This window comes from Hymenobacter sp. AT01-02 (assembly GCF_000961955.2).
GTDB lineage: Bacteria > Bacteroidota > Bacteroidia > Cytophagales > Hymenobacteraceae > Hymenobacter > Hymenobacter mucosus.
In genome coordinates this window covers 38,912-56,397 of record NZ_JZIR02000039.1, presented here as the reverse complement: position 1 = coordinate 56,397, position 17,486 = coordinate 38,912, and the positions used below count along the sequence as shown (strand labels likewise).

The 17,486-nt window shown below is 58.2% G+C and carries 11 protein-coding genes; 2 read left to right on the top strand and 9 right to left on the bottom strand.

Annotated features, from left to right (window positions below; genetic code table 11):
• Positions 1–95: 95 nt before the first annotated feature.
• The 4 genes from VI25_RS13715 to VI25_RS13700 form a co-directional block, all read right to left on the bottom strand.
• Complete coding sequence (locus VI25_RS13715; protein WP_082455540.1) at positions 96–1,991, bottom strand: alpha-amylase family glycosyl hydrolase; 1,896 nt, start codon at positions 1,989–1,991, stop codon at positions 96–98.
• Positions 1,992–2,098: 107 nt separating this feature from the next.
• Positions 2,099–2,806 (bottom strand): SDR family oxidoreductase, encoded by a 708-nt coding sequence (locus tag VI25_RS13710; RefSeq protein ID WP_045689950.1) that lies wholly within the window; start codon positions 2,804–2,806, stop codon positions 2,099–2,101.
• 91 nt (positions 2,807–2,897) lie between these two features.
• On the bottom strand, positions 2,898–4,796 hold the full coding sequence (locus VI25_RS13705) for a glycoside hydrolase family 13 protein (protein ID WP_052695480.1): 1,899 nt from the start codon (positions 4,794–4,796) through the stop codon (positions 2,898–2,900).
• Positions 4,797–5,006: 210 nt separating this feature from the next.
• On the bottom strand, positions 5,007–6,449 hold the full coding sequence (locus VI25_RS13700; RefSeq protein ID WP_045689947.1) for a hypothetical protein: 1,443 nt from the start codon (positions 6,447–6,449) through the stop codon (positions 5,007–5,009).
• Between the two features lie 394 nt (positions 6,450–6,843).
• Between VI25_RS13700 and glgP the strand changes: the two genes are divergently transcribed.
• A complete protein-coding gene (glgP, locus tag VI25_RS13695) occupies positions 6,844–8,496 on the top strand; it encodes an alpha-glucan family phosphorylase (RefSeq protein ID WP_055562574.1) in 1,653 nt (550 codons plus the stop codon).
• A gap of 173 nt (positions 8,497–8,669) precedes the next feature.
• On the opposite strand, the gene VI25_RS13690 is transcribed toward glgP, so the two are convergent.
• From VI25_RS13690 to VI25_RS13670, 5 genes are all read right to left on the bottom strand, one after another.
• Positions 8,670–10,322 carry an FAD-dependent oxidoreductase gene (locus tag VI25_RS13690; RefSeq protein WP_045689186.1) on the bottom strand — a complete coding sequence of 551 codons (1,653 nt, stop codon included), beginning with the start codon at positions 10,320–10,322 and terminating at the stop codon, positions 8,670–8,672.
• Positions 10,323–10,479: 157 nt separating this feature from the next.
• Positions 10,480–11,874, bottom strand: coding sequence for a sensor histidine kinase (locus VI25_RS13685; protein WP_045689187.1), 1,395 nt, complete (start codon positions 11,872–11,874; stop codon positions 10,480–10,482).
• A gap of 164 nt (positions 11,875–12,038) precedes the next feature.
• The gene (locus VI25_RS13680; protein ID WP_152981621.1) at positions 12,039–13,487 is read right to left on the bottom strand and encodes a T9SS type A sorting domain-containing protein; all 1,449 of its coding nucleotides are present in this window, start codon (positions 13,485–13,487) and stop codon (positions 12,039–12,041) included.
• Positions 13,480–13,974: a phage tail protein gene (locus VI25_RS13675; protein ID WP_236705058.1), complete on the bottom strand. Its 495-nt coding sequence runs from the start codon at positions 13,972–13,974 to the stop codon at positions 13,480–13,482. The genes VI25_RS13680 and VI25_RS13675 overlap by 8 nt, the downstream gene beginning before the upstream one ends.
• A 217-nt stretch (positions 13,975–14,191) precedes the next feature.
• Positions 14,192–15,565 carry a hypothetical protein gene (locus tag VI25_RS13670; RefSeq protein WP_045689189.1) on the bottom strand — a complete coding sequence of 458 codons (1,374 nt, stop codon included), beginning with the start codon at positions 15,563–15,565 and terminating at the stop codon, positions 14,192–14,194.
• Between the two features lie 469 nt (positions 15,566–16,034).
• Between VI25_RS13670 and radA the strand changes: the two genes are divergently transcribed.
• Positions 16,035–17,423, top strand: a complete 1,389-nt coding sequence (gene radA / locus VI25_RS13665; protein ID WP_045689190.1) for a DNA repair protein RadA — start codon at positions 16,035–16,037, stop codon at positions 17,421–17,423.
• The last annotated feature ends 63 nt before the right edge of the window (positions 17,424–17,486 follow it).

Below are 17,486 nucleotides of genomic sequence, written 5' to 3'. Positions count from 1 at the left end.
AAAGCAGCTTGCCTACTAGCCAGCCCAGGGTACCTGGGTAAGGCCAGCCCGCTGCTTCGGCCCTACCTAGCAGAACCGTGCCGTTTTGGCTCACCTCACTTCTTTTCGTTGATTTCGAAAATGTAGGCACTTTGCGGCGCCAACGTCAGGCGGAGAGACTCTACCGCCGGCGCTTGGTTTAGCAGATCGGTGTAGGTATGGGCGTGCTCGGGGTTGAGGCCCATACGCTGCTGCACCTCACGCGGAATAACCAAGGTAGGGCGGTAGGTTTGGTTGAGACTAAAGTTGGCCACTATCAGTAGGCGCTGCTTGTCCGTGTAGCGCACGTAGGTATACACCTCCCGCTGATTGTACTCCTGGCCCAGGTTGTTGGCGTCTTGCAGCTCATAGAACTGGCCCTGCCTGATGGCGTTGCTGCTGGCCGATAGAGTAAGCAGGCGAGTATAGAAGTCGTGAAGGCGTTTCTGATCGTCGCTGAGGCGGCCTCCATCAAACTTGCCGCCGTTCATCCATTTCTGGTGCTCCGGCACGCCCCAGTAGTCGAAAATGGTGGTGCGACCATCGGCACCCGAGAAGCCCTCCGAGCCCAGGGCGGGCTCGCCTACGTGCTGCCCAAAGTACAGCATCACTGGGCCCGTGCCCAAGGTGGCCGATACCGTCATGGCTGGAATAGCAGCGCGGGGGTTGCCCGCAAACTCCTTACTCACAATGCGTTGCTCATCATGGTTTTCCAGAAAGCGCAGCATGTGGCCTGAGAAGCCCCGGCTTTCCTCCCGCCATACCCGGGTAATTTCTTCAGTGTTGCCTTCGCCCCGCATGAGGCGGCGCAACTCATCATAGAGGCCTACCTTGTCGTAGAGGTAGTCGAAGTGGCCCCGCTCAATGTACATTTTGTAGGTTTTAGCGTCGTAAGCTTCGCCGATGAAGACCAGGCTAGGCTTCACCTTTTTCAGCTCCGGAATCACCCAGGCCCAGAACTCTACGGGCACCATCTCGGCCATGTCGCAGCGGAAGCCGTCCACGTCCTTTTTGGTCCAGAAGATAAGGATGTCGCGCATCTTCAGCCACGTGTCGGGAATGGGCGAGAAGTGCTGCTGCCGCCCGTTCTGGTAATCGACGCCGTAATTGAGCTTAATGGTCTCAAACCAGTCATCCACGCTGGGCGTGGCCGAGAATACGTCGTTGCCGGTAGCCTTGGCGGGCACTTCTTGAAACTTGCCATCCTCCCGCGGCCCTTTTAGCGGCCCCAGCGGCTGGTAGCCAGCTGGCACCACAAATGACTGTCCGGGCAGGTAGTAGAAGTTATTGTTAGGCACAAAGGCCTTGGTCTTGTCGTCCTGGGCGCCCAGGTCTACCACGCCCGCCGGGTGCGCATCCGACTTGTATGTGCGGGCGACGTGGTTGGGAATGAAGTCGATGAGAACCTTGAGGTCGTTGTCGTGGGTGCGCTTCACCAAGGCCTCAAACTCCTGCATGCGCGTTTTCACGTTCACGGCCAGGTCGGGGTCCACGTCGTAGTAATCCTTCACGGCGTAGGGCGAGCCAGCGCGGCCTTTCACCACATCGGCATCGTCTAGCAGAATGCCATACTTGGTGTAGTCCGTCATGGTAGCGTGCTCCAGCACGCCGGTGTACCACACGTGGCTTACCCCCATCTTCTTGATGGCCTGCAAAGCAGTGTTGTTGATGTCGTTGAACTTGCCCACCCCGTTTTCTTGCAGGGTGCCATAATGCTTGTTCGCGGCCGTTTTGTTGCCAAACAGGCGCGTCATCATCTGGTAGATTACCAGCTTGTGGTCCTGGGGCTGTTCGTCAGTGGTGTTCGAGTCGGTAGCAGACACGGCAGAAGCACTTGGCGCCGCCGGCGCGGGCGGTGCGGTGGTAGATACGGCAGCCGAAGTAGCTGAGGAAGTAGTAGCCGTTGGCTGTGAGGCCGTGCAGCCACCCAGCCCCCACGCTACCAGCGCTGCCGGAAAGAAGAAGTGTTTCATACAGTGGAAATGCCGGGGAAGTTGTGCCCTGGTGGAACAAGAGGCTTGCCAGCCCAGGCGTGCAAACTGCGCCGCCAGACCAACAAGCCTCTTGTTCCACCAGGGCACTACCACTCCTGGGTCATGGGATGAATCATTAGCTCGTCCACTACCACGTGGGGCGGAGCCTCTAGTATGTAGCGTACTGCCTGGGCAATGTCGGAGGGCCGCAGGTGGGTTTTTTCGGAGTCGGCGGCACCGGGCTTCGAGTCGTTGAAGTAGGTGTCTACCAGGCCAGGGTAAATGGTGCTCACCTTCACGCCATGGGGGCGCAGCTCTTTGCGCAAGGAGCCAAGCATTGCATCCTGCGCGTACTTACTGGCTCCGTACACGGTGCCATGCTCAAAGGTGCGCTTGGCTACGTCGGAGGCAATGCCGACGATGTGGCCGCGGCCCTGGGCCTTGAAGTGGGGCACGGCCGCCTTGCAGAGCAAGAAGGTGCCTTTCACATTGATGTCAAAGATTCGGTCCCACTCGGCCGCCTCAAAGTTTTCGAGCAGGTTGAACGAACCCACGCCAGCATTACACACCAGAATATCCAGGCGCCCATACTGGCTCAGGGTTTCGTTGATGATATGCTGGGCATCTTCCTCGGCCGACACGTCGGCGGGAATGGCAAGGCCGTGGGTTTTGGCGTTCAACTCTTCCAACTCCTCGGCGCTGCGGGCTACGGCTACTACTTTGGCGCCTTGTAGGGCGAGCAGCAAGGCAATGGCACGGCCGATGCCGCGGCTGGCCCCCGTGACGATGGCTACTTGGTCGGTTAAGTCGTTCATGAGAATGAGGCTTACACTGAAAATTTGAACCGGTAGACTACTACGCATAAGGTAGCAGGAACGGCGCAGGTTCCCGCTGCCGTGAGGCCGGTTACTTCTTCAGCTCCACTACCAAAGCCGACCAGCCCGGCACTTTAAACGTCTTCAAGTCGGAAATTGCCGCGCCCGATACTACCTCCGTGCCCGTGCTAAAGCCAGTTAGGCGCTCGGCAAAGCGGGCCCCGTCCACCGTCTTTTCATCCTTGCTGGAGTTCATCATCACCATTACAGTTTCGCCTTGGTCATTGTAGCGGAAGTAGGTGTACACGCCATCCTGGGGGATGAACTGCATGAGCTTACCGGTTTGTAACACCGGATGAGCCTTGCGGTAGGTACCCAGCTTGCTTATGTAGGTGAAGGCCTCATTTTCCTGGGGCGTGCGGCCGGCCGCCGTAAACTTGTTCTGCTTGTCGCCGGCAAAGCCGCCGGGGAAGTCGGCGCGTACCAGGCCATCGGGGTTCGAGAAGTTCTTCATCAGAATCTCCGTGCCGTAGTAGAGCTGCGGAATGCCGCGGGTGGTCAGTAGCCAAGCAAAGCCCATTTTCAGGCGGGGCAGGCTTTCCCCAATCACCGAGTATACCCGGCTCATGTCGTGGTTATCCATGAATACCACGTTGCGGGTGGCGTCCTCGTACAGCCAGTCGCCTTGTAAGGCTTCGTAGAGCTTGGTTACGTTGGCCTGCTCTTTCAAGGCATCCTGAATAGCGTAGTTCGACTGGAAATCGAGCACGCCGGGCAGGTTGCTCTTGAAGCCATCCACGGGCGGCAAAATGTTGCGGGCGAAGAAGGCTTGCTGCGCGGTACTCCCTACCCAGGCCTCGCCGAACATGCCCAACTGGGGGTACTCATCCAGCAGCGCTTTGCCCCAATCCATCAGGAACTTAGGGTCGGAATACGGGTAGGTGTCGATGCGGTAGCCGTCGAGGCCAGTGTATTCAACCCACCAGATGAAGTTCTGGATGATGTAAGTAGCTACCAGTGGGTTGCTCTGGTTTACATCGGGCATGGTCGTGTCAAACCAGCCTTTGTTGTACAAGTCCCGGTCGAGCTTGGAGCCGTAGGGGTCGTTGAGGGCCGAGGAGTTGTAGTTGCTGCGCGTAAAGTTGGGCCACTGGTTGATCCAGTCCTTGGCAGGCTGGTCGAGAAACAGATAGTTGTAGCTACCCATGTGGTTGAGTACCACATCGTGAATCACCTTGAGGCCGTTCTGGTGAGCTTTCTGCACAAACTGGGCGTACTCCTCGGTGGTGCCGTAGCGCGGGTCTGAGTTGTAGTAGTCCGTTACGGCGTAACCGTGGTAGCTGGCCTTGGGCATGTCGTTTTCCACCACTGGCGTGGGCCAAATGGCCGTTACGCCCATCGACTTTAGGTAGTCGAAATGCTGCTCAATGCCTTTGTAGTCGCCGCCGTGGCGGGAATACATGGAGTCGCGGGCTACGGTGCGGGCGCGCATGGTTTTCACCACGTCGTTCTTCGTGTCACCGTTGGCAAAGCGGTCCGGCATCAGGAAGTAAATGAAGTCGGAGCTGTTGATGCCCTGCACCCGGCTCTTGTCGGTGGTGTTGCGGGCGCGCAGCTCGTAGTCGTACTTCAGCTTGGTTTTGCCACCCGTGAAGTTCAGTTTCAGCTTGCCTGGCTTGGCATCGGGGGCAATGGTGAGGTTTACGAGCAGGTAGTTAGGGCTCTCTAGCTTCTGAGTGCCTTCCAGCGTTACGCCGGGGTAGGCCGCCATCGTTAGCTTGCTGTCGGCAATGCCGGGGCTGTGCACCAGCAGTTGCAGCTTGGGGTTTTTCATGCCTACCCACCAAAACGTAGGGTCGATGCGCGTGGTGCTGGCGGCTTTGGCCACCGCTAGGGACGCGCTGGGGGCCGGAGCGGCAACTGCAAGAGAAGGTGCTGCGGCCGCCAACAGGGCGCCAGCCAATAGGGGCAAAATGCGGGAAGAAGACATGGCGTAGTGGGAATTCGGATTAGGACTGCCAAGGTACGGCGGTAACGGGCTGTTGTAATCTACCCAAAATGCCCCACAGTGGTGTTCTGTTAACTAGTGTCGGTGGTTAGTTGACGAGTAGCCCGTACGTGCACCATCAAAACAGGCAGAAGCCCCGCCATCTGCTCAGCAGACAACGGGGCTTCCCAGAGTAGAACGACACAGACGAGATTACTGGAGCTTAGCTAGCCAGAGTGAGGCATTGAGGTGCAGGCGGGCGTGGCTCAGGTTCTCATTCCAGCCGTCGTATACGGTGTTGCCGGGCGAGCCGGTGCCGTCGTCGGCGGGGGAAGAGTCGCCGATGATAACCACCCGGCCCGTGCCAAAGGTGCAGCTGGCGGCCATCACGCTGTTGTTGCCTTGCGTGGCCGAGCTCCGCCAGATAAGGCCTTGCACCGTGCTGTTGGTGGTAGGGTTCAGCGTCATGGTAGCCCCGTTGTGGAAAGACAGCTGGGACACAGTGCCCTGGGAGCCGCGTAAGATGGGGTTGGTAGTGCTAGCCAGCACGTTGGAGCTGTTCTCCACAATGTTGTCCAGGTTCACCGAGAAGCCGAAGGGGTTGGCTTGCACGGAGTTGTTTCGCATCAGGTCGTTCCAGATAGCCGGCGAGTCCCAGCCGTCGTTGTTGCGGTCCGATACGTCGTGGTCGGAAATCATGAACAGGCCGCCGCCGTTTTTCACGAAGGTGAGAATGGCCGTTTTCTCAGCCGCCGTGAACACCACGTTGGGCTCATCAATCACAAATACGCTGTAGTTGCTCAGGTCCTGGGCGTTGGCAGTGTTGCCGTAGCTAATGGCCGTACCTGCGGGTAGCTGCTCTACCGTGTGGCCTTGCTTGGCTAGGGCCACACCCCAGGCCGAAATAGCGCCGGTCCAATACGTTTCGGCGGTAGTGCTGGTGATGCCGCTCTGGGCCGGCGAGGGGTAGCGCGAGGCAATGCCGCTGTTCACGTCCAGTACCCAGTCGGCGTTGCCGGCCAGCTCTCCGTGCGAGCCATCAAAGAGAAACTTCTTGCCGCCCGTGGTGGGCGGGGGCGTAGTACCACCGCCGTCGGTGCTGCCGTACTGCTCCATCGTCACGTTGTCGATGTTGATCCGGTTGGTGCCACCCGAGATTTTACGAATCTGCAAACGAACACTGCCGCTCAGGTTCACGCTAAATGAGGCGGTGCTGAGGCTGGCACTGCTTGTGGTGATGGTGCTGCCCACTTTGACGTAGGTGCTGCCGCTGTTCTGGCTTACCCACAGCTCCCACTGCGAGCTGGCATCGGTGCCATACAGGGCGTGCTGCACCGTTACGATACCCGCGCCAGTAGTGGCATTGAAGTTCATGGTAATGCTACCCGTATTGCGCACCCGCACCGACTGGCTACCAGTTTTCGGGTCGGCGGTAGTATTGCCGAGTAGGGCATCGTTGAGGGTCCAGGAGCCGGAGCCGAGCGTGACGGAACCCGTGGTATAGGCCGTTTTGGTACCGTTTTCAAAGCCTTCGGGGAAGCCTGCGCTGCTCACGTCGGCGGTAGCCGATGCAGTAATGACGGGAGTGGCAGGCTGCAAGTCCTGCTTAGCGCACGACAGGGCAGCGAAACTTAGCACGGAGCCGTAAGCCAGCACAAAGAACGGTTCATGGAGTAGGGTTTGGTTGTGAAAATGGAAAGGCTAGAAGAGGGTTTAAGCAGCGAAATTACCAGACCGAAAGGCTCAGCAGTAACTTTCAGTATTATAGAATTATTATTAAAGTAACAGTATATGAAATAGTTAGTATAGTAATTCGGTTGTATTTTGCCCAGCGCAGGCTTGGTAGCAAGCAGCTGTTGCCCTTTGTGGGTAGTACCTATCAAATGGTGCTGGTTTGCCTTTTCTTAATGGCAGGTTTGCATTTTAGCGGTCTGAGCTAGGCAGGACCTGAGCGGTCCGCAGTTTTCCGCTTTTTTTGGGTCCGAATCCGTACTTGGGTTCAACCGCGCGGCCTAGCCGCTTCTTCTCTCACCAGATCCACTTCGCTCACATGGCATTTGACTTTCAGATGTACACCCCCGCCCCCGAGTTCACCACGCCGGCGGCTTACTTTTCAATGGAATTTGCGCTGGATCAGGCGCTGAAAACGTACTCCGGTGGCCTGGGCTTCCTGGCGGGCTCCCACATGCGCTCAGCCTACGAGCTGAAGCAAAACCTAGTGGGCATTGGCATTCTCTGGACGTTCGGCTACTACGACCAAGGCCGCAACGAAGACCTAAGCATGCGTGCCGACTTCCGCATCAAGCCCTATAGCTTCCTGCAGGATACCGGCATTGTGTTCCCCATCGAAATTCACAATGCCCAGGTGCTGGTGAAGGCGATGTATCTGGCCCCCGAGACGTTCGGCACGGTGCCCATGTTCTTCCTCACCACCGACATTCCCGAAAACGACTACATCTCGCGCACTATCTCCCACCACCTCTACGACGCCGACACGGCTGCCCGCGTAGCCCAGAGCATTTTACTGGGCGTGGGTGGTGGCCGGCTGCTCGACGAGCTAGGTCGCCAGACGGAAGTGTATCACCTCAACGAGGGCCACGGCCTGCCACTGGCGTTCTACCTCTACGAGAAGTTTGGTCGCAAGCTGGAGGAAGTGCAGAAGCACTTGGTATTTACAACCCACACGCCCGAACTGGCTGGCAACGAGGAGCATCCTGTAAAGCTACTGCACGACATGTCGTTCTTTGGCAGCGTGCCGCTAGAGGAAGTGCAGCGCCTTGGCCTAATTGAGAATGAGCGCCTGAACTACACCCTCACGGCCCTGCGCTTTGCCCGCATCAGCAATGGCGTATCGAAGGTGCACGGCGAGGTAGCCAACGACATGTGGGGCCAGAATGCGGGCATCAGCCCCATCATTGCCATCACCAACTCTCAGAATGGTACCTACTGGCGCGACAAGCCCCTGCAAGCAGCCCTGAAGGCCAACGACGATGCCGCCCTGCTGGCCCGCAAGAAGGAGCTGAAGCAGGAGCTGTTCAAGATTGTGGCCGACCAAACCGGCACCCTCCTCGACCCCGAGGTGCTGACGGTGGTGTGGGCCCGCCGCTTTGCCGGCTACAAGCGCGCCGACCTGATTCTGCGCCACTTCGAGCGGTTCCAGAAAATTGTGAACAACGCCGACCGTCCCGTGCAGGTAATATGGGCGGGCAAGCCCTACCCTAAGGACTACGGCGCTATTGGGCTGTTCAACGACATCATTGCTAAGGTGAAGAATCTGAACAACTGCGCGGTAGTAACGGGTTACGAGCTGGCCCTGTCGGCGGCGCTGAAAAAGGGTTCTGATATCTGGCTGAACACGCCCCGCTACCCCCGCGAAGCCTCCGGCACCAGCGGCATGACGGCCGCCATGAACGCCTCCCTAAGCTTGAGCATTGCCGACGGCTGGATTCCGGAGTTTGTGCGCCACGGTGAAAACGGCTTCATCATCGAGCATACCGACATCAACCAGCCCGACCATGTGAAGGACGACATTGAGGCCACCAACGTGCTGGATGTACTTGAAAACGACATCATTCCGCTGTACTACGGCCAGCCCGCCAAGTTCCTGGAAATGACCAAAACCGCCATGCGTGAGGTAGAACCCGAGTTCGAGTCGCACCGCATGGCTACCGAGTACTACGAGCGCATGTACAACGCTAAGTAGTAATTAATTAATGGATTGGCCTAGGCCACTTTCCAGTCCATCCAAAAAGCCCGTCATTCTAAGCTTTGCCGAGAATGACGGGCTTTTATGTGTTTAAAAAAAGTCTTGGTCGCCATACTGAGCATGACGTTCTGGAGATAGGCAAACCCATCCATTACCGGCTTCCCTACCTCCTACTCATCCAAGTACTGGTGCACGAACTTAATGGCCATGCTGCCCTCGCCCACGGCAGAGGCCACGCGGGCCATAGCCCCGGCCCGGCTGTCGCCGGCGGCAAATACGCCGGGTACGCAGGTTTCCAACAGGTAAGGCTCCCGGTTATGCTTCCAGGCCTCGGCGTAGCGCGGGTCCGTTACTAAGTCGCGGCCGGTAAGGAGGTAGCCTTTGTGGTCGCACACCACCGTTTTGCACACCCACTCGGTGCTAGGCTTGGCCCCGATAAAGATGAACAGTGCCCGCGCCGGACGGATTTCCTCGGTCCCATTGTTATTCAGCACAACTTCTTCCAGGTGGTCCTGCCCGCGCACGCCTACTACCTGCGAGTACGGTAGTATCTCGACGTTAGGAGTTTGGTTCAGCTGCTCAATCAGATACGCCGACATAGAGGCAGCCAACGACTCGCCCCGGATGAGGATAAACACGCGGCGGGCGTAAGTAGCCAGGTACATAGCTGCCTGCCCCGCCGAGTTGCCTCCGCCTACGATGTATACATCCTGCTGCTCACAGGTGCGGGCCTCCGTGCGGGCGGCGCCGTAGTACACACCGGCTCCTGTAAGCTCATGAATGCCTGGTACTTCCAGCGTGCGGTAGCTGACGCCGGTAGTCATCACGACAGCGCGCGTTCTTATTTCGCTACCGTTACTGAGTGTCAGCACCTTGTAGCCATCTTGTACGTATAGCTCCGTAACCTCCTGGGGGGCCAAGATTTCAGCGCCCAAGCGAATGGCTTGCATCCAGGCTCGGTGCGCCAGCTCGCTACCGCTGAGGCCCGTGGGGAAGCCCAAGTAGTTTTCAATTCGGGAGCTGGTGCCCGCTTGCCCACCCGGTGCTTGGCGCTCAATTACTAGCGTGCGCAACCCTTCTGAGGCGCCGTACACGGCCGATGCCAGCCCCGCCGGCCCCGCTCCTATCACCACCACGTCGTACAGGTCTTGGGAGGCCGTTTGGGCGAGGCCTAGCCGGCCGGCAATGTCGGTGCGGGTAGGGTTAGCCAAGGCGGTGTTATCCTCAAAAATCACCACCGGCAAATCGGCCGCCGTGTAGCCGCTCCGAACAAGCAGTAGCTGGGCATCGGGGTTGGTTTCGAAGTCAAGCCACTGGTAGGCTACCAGATAGCCGGCCAGGAAGTCCTTGAGCTCGTGGGACAGCGGCGACCATTGGAACCCAATGAGGCGGACGCCCTGAAACCGCGGCTTGTAGCTGACTTGCCAGGCAGTGAGCAAGTCGTGAAGGGTTGGGTAGAGCAGCTCCTGGGGTGGGTCCCAGGGCTTCATCAAGTAGTAGTCGAGGCGAGCTTGGTTAATGGCGCGAATAGCCGCCTCCGTATCGGCGTAGGCCGTCAGGAGCACGCGCTTAGCGTCGGGGAACAGCTGACGGGTTTGCTCCAGCAGCTCCACGCCCTGCAAGCCAGGCATGCGCTGGTCGGCCAGCACGAGGGCCAGCGGCTCATCTCGTTGCTGAAGCTCTTGCAGGGTAGCCAGGGCTTCCTCGCCGGAAGCGGCGCGCAGTACCCGGTAGTCGCGCCGAAATTCTTGGCGAAGGTCCCGCTCAATGGCATTTAGCACCTGCGGGTCATCATCAACGGCAAGCAGGACAGGTTTTTTCATAGCAGAGGCAAGAGGAAGAGGCCTAGCCGAAAGCCAGACCGTAGCAGGGAACCTAGGAAAGCAGCAACGAGTGAGTGCATTGCCGGGCTGACGGGAGAAAGCTACCAGCGAAGCTACACTTTCATCCTATTTATGCTGGTATCTATGCAATCTAACGCTACTTTTTCAGGGGTAGCCACACGCAAAACGCCGTGCGGCCCGGCTCCGATTCTACCTCTAGCCGGCCGCCGTGCTGCTCCACAATGCGCAGGGCAATGTCTAGTCCCAGGCCACTACCCTCGCCGGCGGGCTTGGTAGTGAAAAAGGGCTCCATGATGCGCGGGAGTACTTCCGGCGGAATGCCCGGTCCGTTGTCAATTACCCACACCCGCACAAAGTCGCCGTCTGGACGGGTGCGCAACGTGATTTCTCCGCCGGGCGGCAGCGCATCAATGGCGTTGTCAATCAGATTTGTCCATACTTGGTTGAGGCTGCTTACCTGCCCTACTATGGGAGGCAGGCTGGGGGCGTAGTCTCGCACGAGCGTCACTTTCTCCTCGCGCATGCAGTAGCCCAGGATGTTCACGGTACTGTCGAGGCCGGCGTGCACATCCAGGGTGGCAAAGTCGGTGCCGCGGTCCATGTGGCTGTAAATCTTCACGTTGCTGACGAGGGTAGTAATGCGGCTGCCCGCTTCCTGCACGTCGTGCATTAGGCGCAAAGTGGTCAGCTGCCCTTCCAGCCAGGCCAGCGCCGTGGCGCGTGAGGGAGCTGGTAAGGCTGCCACTACGGGTTGCAGCTCGGTGTGGGTAAGACCGGCATCTAGTAAGCCCGCCGCTAGTAGGTAGGCATCCGGCACTTGCTGGGTTTCTAGCCAGTCTGCTAGCTCGTCCTCCACGTCAGCGCGTTCCAGGGATGTGCGTTGGGGCAGTGAGGGCGGAAGGGCACTAGCCAACGTAGCCAGCATTTCCAGGGCCGCCGGATCGGGGCAGTGCTTCAATAAGGCAATTAGTTGGGCGGGCTTGGCCCGTAGGCGAGCATCCAGGGCTTCGGCGGCCCGCATAATGGCGGCGGCGGGGTTGTTTAGCTCGTGGGCTAGCCCCGCCGAGAGCTTGCCCAAGGCGCGCAGCTTGTCGTCGCGCTCCTGGGTGCGCGCCTCCTGGCGGGCCCGGTCGCTCATAAGACCTACTAGGCGCTGCACAAGCTCCGGACTTTCGTGCTCTAAGGCGGGAAAGAGGCTACGGTGTAACGTAAACAGCACCGTTTCGCCCACAGCTAAGCTCAGGCCTTGGATGATACGCAGCCGCGAGTACGGTAGTACCCCGCTCACCTGGCCCGCGCCAATGCGAAAGGCCGGCTCCCGATTACCATTGCGCACCACAAAGAATTGCAGGCCACCGGTCAGGACGGCCATCATGTACTCGGCCTCGTCGCCGGGCTGGACTACCGCATCCCCGGAAGCGTAGGCGCGCCGCTCGCCGTGTTCCAGCAGCCACGTGATGGTCTCGGTTGGCAAGTCCGCGAAGGTGGGCAGGCGGGTAAGGTCTTCGGGGGTAAGCGAGGCAGCAGTCATAGCGGGAAGTAAGGTAGAAGCAGGAAAGAAACGCAGCACGCATCCGCAAAGCAGAATAAGGTCGGCCAGTGTTGAGCGCGAGCAGCTGTACCAGATGCCCCAAACATAACAGCCAGGCTCCCAACAGGAAACCTGGCTGTATCGTTTAGGAAAAATCGAAGCGCCTATTCTCGCACCACCTTCACCACGCGGGCAGTACCCGCCTGCCGAATCGTAATGAAATAAATGCCGAGTGGCAGCGTAGTCGCCTCGGGTAGGGCTACCTCCGAAACGCCAGTGGGCAGGGTCAGTTGTTTAGCCAACAGTATCCGCCCCAGGGCATCGTGAAGTGTGAGGGTAGTAGCGCCGGGCTGGGGTAGGGCCATGCGTACAAACAGCTCGTTGTTGTACGGGTTGGGATGAGCCTGTGCCGTTAGTTGGCTTGCCTGGTCTACGGCTACCACCTGCACGGCCGAGTAGGAGCCCGTGCCATCGGTATCTACTTGGTGCAATCGGTAGTACACAATACCTGCTTCGTAGCGGGCAATGTGCGCATCGGTATACTCATAATCGGTGCGCTGTAGAGTAGTGCCGCGCCCGGCTACCTGCCCGGCCTTCTGAAACTGGTGGCCGTCGAGGCTTACCTCAACCTCGAAGTGGGCATTGTTCTTCTCCGAAGCCGTAGCCCAGTGCAGCCAGGCATCGTTTGCCCGGCGCTCGGCCGTGAATTGAAGGAGGGCTACAGGTAGCGGATTGAGGAAATTGCTGATGGTGAGCCGGTCCAGGGACGTAGTGGTGGTGCTGATGCTGCGGGTAGTTGAAGCATCGGCCCCAGTGCCAACACCCGTCCAGGGGCCAGTAGCAGTAGCCTGCCGCCAGATTAGCACGCGAGAGAAATCCGTCAGGCCGTTGTCATTGTCGGGCAGCCACGAAAGCGTGATGGGTACGGCGCCGGTAGGAGCCTGGGTTGTCGTAACCGTCCAGACGCGGTCGATGCTTTTGTTGTTGCCGAAGGTGCCGTAGCTAGCACCGGCCGTTATGAGGCCGGCCGTGCGCGTTACCGTTACCTGCCCCAAGTTCTGCCCGTTGCCGCCAATGGTGGCACTATTCGTGAAGCTGGTTGCCGTAGTCACGTTATCACGCGTTACGCGTAGGTTGCCCTGCACATAGCGGCCTGCTGCCTCGCCCGTCACGTTGGCGGCGGCGGTTAGGCTGATGGTAGCGTTGGGCGACGTGCGCACCATCCCGTTGGTGAGCTTCAGCTCTTGACTGATACCGAGGTCAGCGGGTACGCTGATGCCCTGGGTGCTGGCGTTGTTTACTTCCAGCCGGGCCAGGGTAGCTCCGCCAGGCGTGAGGGTTTGGGCCGCGCTGCCGCTTAGCAGTACCACCCCTCCCGACGTGGTGGTGCCCGCATTGGTGAAGTTGCCCAGTACCTGCAGCGTACCCGCGTTGGTAAGCGTGCTACCTGCTTTGTTATCTAGGGTGCCCGGTACGTACAGCGTCGCTCCCGACTGCACCGTGAGGATGCCTCCGTTGTTGGTAAGCGACTGGGCAACGCCAGCTTCAGCTAACAAGCTCAGCCCTAAAAGAGAGTAGAAAAACTTCATCTTATGGGTTTGAGGGCTAGCCACGAGAAGGATAAATGCCTTGAAGGGCAATGCAGAAGTTTAGAGCCAAGTAGGGCGGCATGTTATTCTGCGGTTGATTGCCGCCGGCCGGCCCAATAGATGTGCTCTGCATCGTGACATCAGACGTGCCAGCAGTGGAAAATTGGGCGCCCCCTGCCCCATCATTCGCCAGCAGGGCTCCGTTAGGATTATTTGTGTTGCCAGCCACCGTAGTAGCAGTCATGCTATGCGTGTGCGCAGGCATTTGGCTGGTTGTTAAGGTAACCGTTTCGGTGCCAGCCATTTCACCCTGGACGTGTGATGCGCCTGAGAAACTTTGGCCGAAGCCGAGGGGAAAACGTCCGGCCAGATTTGGTAAGGCAAACGTTGTTTGGCCGTTGCCCCCGTAGGTAGTACCCAGCAGGGAGAACAAGGCGTTGTTTTCGCTAACGGATAATAGTTGACCGTTACAAGCTGCCCAGCCATTGGGAACGAAGTTGAAGCCAAAGATGGCAATTTCGCTAGGTGCGGTTCATAGGATTGGGTAGAGGCTACGCCCCGCGTTTCGCCCAAGGCTTTTCCGGCCAGTAGGCTGCCGCCCAGCAAAGCCCCAAAGCGCTTAAGCCAGCCGCGCCGCTGCGGTTCATTTTGGGTCTGGGAAGGAGCTGATGTAATACCTGTAGAAGTAGCGAGTAGTCGCATAAGAGAGGAAGATCTGGAAGTAAGAATTAGTTGACGCGGAACCAGCCGCTGGTGGTACCGTTCACCACGTACACGAACTGGGCGGCATAATTGGGCAATACGCTGCCTGTGCCGCTGGTGCTCGTAATGCTCACGGCGTCAGCATCCAGGTTGGTGATGGTCAGGGTTTGGCCATTGACGCCGGCACCCAGCGTGATGCCGCCATTGGCGCCGCCGTTGTTCGGCAGAATTACCACGCCCGTAGTAGCATTCAGCGTACCGGTGCCGGTAGTAGGAATGGCAAAGATGTTGGTGGTTTGCATGTTACTAACGCTGGCCGCGGGCGTTTGCCAAGTAGCCAAACCAGCGGCATCGGAGGTTAGTACTTTGCCGGCTCCGGGGGTGCCACCCGTAATTTTTACTTGTCCAGCTACTTCTAGCTTGGCGCTAGGCGCCACCGTACCAGTGCCGATGCCTACGTTGCCGCCGTTGGGGTTCAGGCGAAGGGCATAATTGGTGCTTAGGTTGGTAGGATTGGTGCTTTGCAGCCAGTTGCCATCGGCGCCGCTGCTACCCAGGTCCAGTGCTACGTCGCCGTTGTCGCGGAAGCGGGCAATGTGGCCTGCGCTTTGAGCCGCCCCAGAAGTAAACGGATTGGCACTACCCGTGCCTACCACGCTCAACCGGGTAGTAGGATCTGTGATGCCGATGCCCAAGTTGCCACCGTTTTGCAAGGTCATCAGGGTCTTATCAATACTGGAGTTTGTATTCCACGTCACCCAGCTAAAGGAACCGATGTTGGAGGGAATACCCAGGGCCAAACGACTAGAAAGCATAAACATGCCCCAGCGCCCTAAACCATTGTAATCCCCAGCGGTGAAGGGGTCCCAACCACGCGTGAGCATGGGCGCATCCCGGGCATTAAGAATCAGGCCGAAGGTAGAACGGCTGTACAACGAGCCATCGGTAGTGATGCGGAACCTCTCGGCATTGCCCGTCCGGAATACGAGGTCTTTATTGTCGGTAGTGCCTAGAAAGCTGGTGCCCGAATTCGTGGTTTGGCCTACTCCCGTGTAGGTGCCGGGGTCGGTGCCGGAGTTGCCGGTGCGCAGCCAGCCCGAGCCGGAAGCTACGCCCGAAGGTAGAGCTACCCACACGCCGCCCGAGAAGTACCAGAAGCCCGGCTGCGCACCGTTGGTCTGGTACACAAGCATACCTTCCGACGTTGTCGTGACGGCGGTGCGCTGAAGTTCCGTCATGCGTGGTATTAGCAGGCCTTTGTTGTTCCCGGCCCCGGCCGAAATATCCAGGGCTGCGTTGGCGTCGGGGGTAGTCGTACCCACGCCTACGGATTGAGCATGAACAGCAAGAGGTAAGGTGCTGAGTGAGAGCCCCAGCACAATGCGGTAAACAGATTGCATATAGGTTGGTAAGAGGGGAAAATAGGCGTTTGTAGTAGGCTCTTGTAGCGTGCCCTACCCAATCTCGACCACAATACTAAGTTCAATTATTGATGTATTTACATAGGTGTACGATAAGTACAATTAGCTCATTTTTACTTGTTACTTAAGAAGTTAAAACAGCTAGTAGGTTCACTTCCGGGTTACAGACTCGTTGTATATGAATTTTTATATATAAAGTGTTAATAGTCCTCAAATTGCTCAGCGTACTTCTGATGTAAGCCGATAGTACGTTACAACCAGAACAGTAGTAATAAGCCGAAACATCCAAAATCGGAAACCAGAGGGCTTTCCCACCTACGGTGGTACTACTGCTTAAGCCGCGCAGAAACTTGCCGTATTCAGGCTACAGAACTCCTGCCAAAAACCCGTTTCTTACCAAACTTTTTAGCCGCGCTGCGCATTTCTTTAGTTTACGCTTCTTACCTACATGGCCAAGATCAAGACCCTATATTTCTGTCAGAACTGCGGCGCGCAATCGGCTAAGTGGATTGGCCGCTGTCCTTCGTGCGGCGAGTGGAATACCTACGTGGAAGAGGTAGTGGAAAAGGCAGACACCGCCACGGCAGCTACGGCCTGGAAAGCTGGTACTGCGGTAGGTGCTACCAACAAGGCAGCCAAGCCAAAGCCGCTAGGTGAAATCCTCTACGAAGAAGAATCGCGCCTGAACACCCGCGACGGTGAGTTGAACCGCGTGCTAGGTGGAGGCCTCGTTCCGGGCTCTTTGGTGCTCATTGGGGGCGAGCCAGGCATTGGTAAAAGCACACTTATGTTGCAGATTGCCATGCAGATGCGCGAGCTTCGGATTCTCTACGTATCGGGGGAGGAAAGTGAGCAGCAGATTAAGATGCGGGCTGAGCGCCTGGGCAAGCAGCATCCTGGCCTCTACATCCTTACCGAAACGGGCACCCAAAACATTTTCCGGCAGATCGACCAGTTGCAGCCCAATGTCGTGGTCATCGACTCCATCCAGACGCTACACTCCTCGTTGGTGGAGGCTGGGGCGGGTTCCGTCAGCCAGGTGCGCGAGTGCACCACTGAGCTGCTAAAATACGCCAAGGATACCGGCGTGCCAGTGCTTCTGATCGGTCACATCACCAAAGATGGCTCCATTGCGGGACCCAAGATTTTGGAGCACATGGTGGATACCGTGCTGCAGTTTGAAGGCGACCGGCACCTCTCCTACCGATTGCTGCGCACCATCAAAAACCGCTTTGGGTCTACTTCCGAGTTGGGCATCTACGAGATGCAGGGTTCGGGCCTACGGCAAGTCAGCAACCCCTCGGAAATCTTGCTGAGCCAGCGCACAGAAAGCCTCAGCGGTATGGCTATTGGGGCTACGTTGGAAGGCAACCGTCCGCTGCTGGTGGAAGTGCAGGCCCTAGTGACGCCCGCCACGTACGGCACGCCCCAGCGCAGCAGCACCGGTTTCGACGCCAAACGCCTGCAAATGCTGCTGGCAGTACTAGAGAAGCGCAGCGGCCTGCGCCTAGGCCAGCACGACGTGTTTTTGAACATTGCGGGCGGCCTGCGCCTTGATGACCCAGCCCTCGATCTGGCCGTGTGCGCGGCCGTAGTCAGCTCCCTCAACGACGTGCCCATTGCCGGTGAAGTATGCCTGGCGGCGGAGGTAGGCCTGAGTGGAGAAATCCGGGCCGTAAGCCGCTTAGATCAGCGCCTTTCCGAAGCGGAGAAGCTGGGCTTTGCGGAGATGTACATTTCTCAGTTTAACGCCAAGGGCTTAGAGCTAGCCCGTTATGGTATTCGGGTGCACCCTGCGGGGCGCCTAGATGACGTTCTGACGGGCTTGTTCGGGTAGTTGCTTCTGGTAGCGCGGCACATGTAAGCGGGTTGGCTGAACACAGTTTCGGCCAACCCATTT

What these genes read in the sequence shown, in the direction of transcription:
- VI25_RS13715 (WP_082455540.1), bottom strand. Translation starts at nt 1,991, where the DNA reads ATGAAACACTTCTTCTTTCCGGCAGCGCTGGTAGCGTGGGGGCTGGGT.
- VI25_RS13710 (WP_045689950.1), bottom strand. Translation starts at nt 2,806, where the DNA reads ATGAACGACTTAACCGACCAAGTAGCCATCGTCACGGGGGCCAGCCGC.
- VI25_RS13705 (WP_052695480.1), bottom strand. Translation starts at nt 4,796, where the DNA reads ATGTCTTCTTCCCGCATTTTGCCCCTATTGGCTGGCGCCCTGTTGGCG.
- glgP (WP_055562574.1), top strand. Translation starts at nt 6,844, where the DNA reads ATGGCATTTGACTTTCAGATGTACACCCCCGCCCCCGAGTTCACCACG.
- VI25_RS13690 (WP_045689186.1), bottom strand. Translation starts at nt 10,322, where the DNA reads ATGAAAAAACCTGTCCTGCTTGCCGTTGATGATGACCCGCAGGTGCTA.
- VI25_RS13685 (WP_045689187.1), bottom strand. Translation starts at nt 11,874, where the DNA reads ATGACTGCTGCCTCGCTTACCCCCGAAGACCTTACCCGCCTGCCCACC.
- VI25_RS13670 (WP_045689189.1), bottom strand. Translation starts at nt 15,565, where the DNA reads ATGCAATCTGTTTACCGCATTGTGCTGGGGCTCTCACTCAGCACCTTA.
- radA (WP_045689190.1), top strand. Translation starts at nt 16,035, where the DNA reads ATGGCCAAGATCAAGACCCTATATTTCTGTCAGAACTGCGGCGCGCAA.